Genomic DNA, 1,795 nt, shown 5'->3' on the forward strand with positions numbered 1-1,795 from the left:
CAATGGGAATGCGGGACGCGGACGGCGGCGACGTCGACCCGGGTGCGGCGGTTGTCGTACGCGGTCTGACGAAGTCCTACCGCGGTGTGCCGGCCGTTCGGGGCATCGACCTGGAGATCCGGCGTGGCGAGATCTTCGCGCTGTTAGGCCCGAACGGGGCGGGCAAGACCACGACGGTTGAAATCCTGGAGGGATACCGTGCGCGCGACGGTGGTGCGGTGTCCGTGCTTGGTCACGACCCGGGCCGGGCTCGGTCGCGGCTCAAGGCCCGGATCGGAATCGTCTTACAGTCCACGGGCGTCGACCGCTACCTGACGGTGGCCGAGACGATCACGATGTACGCCAGCTACTATCCGCATCCGCGGCCGGTGAACGAGGTGATCGAGCTGGTCGGCCTCGGGGCGAAGCGCGATGCCAGGGTGGCGAAGCTGTCCGGGGGCCAGCAGCGACGGCTCGACGTCGCGATCGCCGTCGCCGGGGACCCCGAACTGCTGTTCCTCGACGAGCCGACGACCGGCTTCGACCCGTCCGCCCGACATGAGGCCTGGGATGTGGTGAAGAACCTCGCCGCGCTCGGCAAGACCGTCGTGCTCACCACCCACTACATGGACGAGGCGCAGTATCTGGCCGACCGGGTCGCGGTCATCGCCGCGGGCCGCATCGTCGCGCAGGGCACACCTGCCACCCTCGCCGGTCGTGACACGGCCAGGGCGCGGATCCGGTGCCGCCTGCCCGAGGATGCCCTACCGCCTGAGGAGTTCGCCGGCGTGGCGGTAGCGGACGGATACATCGAGTTCACCCCCGACGACATCACCCGGGCGCTGCACCGCCTCACCGGCTGGGCAATCGAACAGAGCGTCAGCCTGGACGGACTGCAGATCGTGCGGCCGTCCCTGGAGGACGTCTACCTGGAGTTGACCGGGCCGCCGTCCGCGGTCGGGGCGGACCGGCTCGGCAGCGCCGCCATCCCGGAAAGGACCTCGCGATGAACGCCACGGTGAAGGCCGCGGCGCTGACCCTCTCGCAGGTCCGCTACGTGAACAAGGCGTTCTGGCGTAACCCGGCGTCGGCGTTCTTCACATTCGCGTTCCCCCTCATGTTCCTGGTGATCTTCACCGCGCTGCTCAGTGACGGAACCGTGCGCCTCGGCGGCCGACTCATAGCCCAGTCCACCTACTACGTGGCCGCGATGGCGGCGTTCGCGGTGATCACGGCCTGTTACAACAACATCGCGATGGCGGTGACCTTCCAGCGCGACGCCGGTATCCTGAAAAGGACCGACGGTACGCCGCTGCCGAGCGCGGTGTTCCTCGGTGCACGGATGCTGCACGCCCTGCTCGTCGCGGTCCTGCTGGTCGCGATCACGGTTGGGTTCGGTCGGGTGTTCTACAGCGCCGACATCCCCACGGGCGTGACGCTGCTACGGCTCCTGGTGATGCTGCTGGTCGGAGCGGCCAGTTTTTGCGCGCTCGCGTTCGCGGTCACCGCAGTGATCCCCAACGCCGACGCATCGGCCGCGATCGTCAACGCGACCATCCTGCCCCTGTTGTTCCTGTCTGGAATCTTCGTCCCGCTCGGCGACAACGCACCGGCCTGGATTGTGTGGATCGGCCGGATCTTTCCGGTCAAGCACTTCGCGGCGGGGATGCAGGCCGGTTTTCTGGGGACCACGTTCCACTGGAGCGACGTCGTCATCGTCGCAGCCTGGGGAGTAGCCGGCCTACTCGCCGCGATCCGCTTCTTCAGCTGGGAACCACGAAACGGCTGAACAGACACGGCCATCGCCGATGGGGAA

Annotated in this window: 2 protein-coding genes; both read left to right on the forward strand. The window is 67.8% G+C overall.

Annotated features, from left to right (window positions below; genetic code table 11):
* The first annotated feature begins 2 nt into the window (after window positions 1-2).
* On the forward strand, window positions 3-989 hold the full coding sequence (locus tag U9980_RS22395; RefSeq protein WP_322769736.1) for an ABC transporter ATP-binding protein: 987 nt from the start codon (window positions 3-5) through the stop codon (window positions 987-989).
* Window positions 986-1,768, forward strand: a complete 783-nt coding sequence (locus U9980_RS22400) for an ABC transporter permease (protein WP_322769737.1) — start codon at window positions 986-988, stop codon at window positions 1,766-1,768. Before U9980_RS22395 ends, U9980_RS22400 begins: the two co-directional genes overlap by 4 nt.
* The last annotated feature ends 27 nt before the right edge of the window (window positions 1,769-1,795 follow it).

Origin of the sequence: Protofrankia sp. Cr1 (genome assembly GCF_963555865.1) — a bacterium.
Lineage (GTDB): Bacteria > Actinomycetota > Actinomycetes > Frankiales > Frankiaceae > Protofrankia.

Bases quoted from the DNA above. Each gene is read 5' to 3' on its own strand.
- U9980_RS22395 (WP_322769736.1), top strand. From the start codon at position 3: ATGGGAATGCGGGACGCGGACGGCGGCGACGTCGACCCGGGTGCGGCG.
- U9980_RS22400 (WP_322769737.1), top strand. From the start codon at position 986: ATGAACGCCACGGTGAAGGCCGCGGCGCTGACCCTCTCGCAGGTCCGC.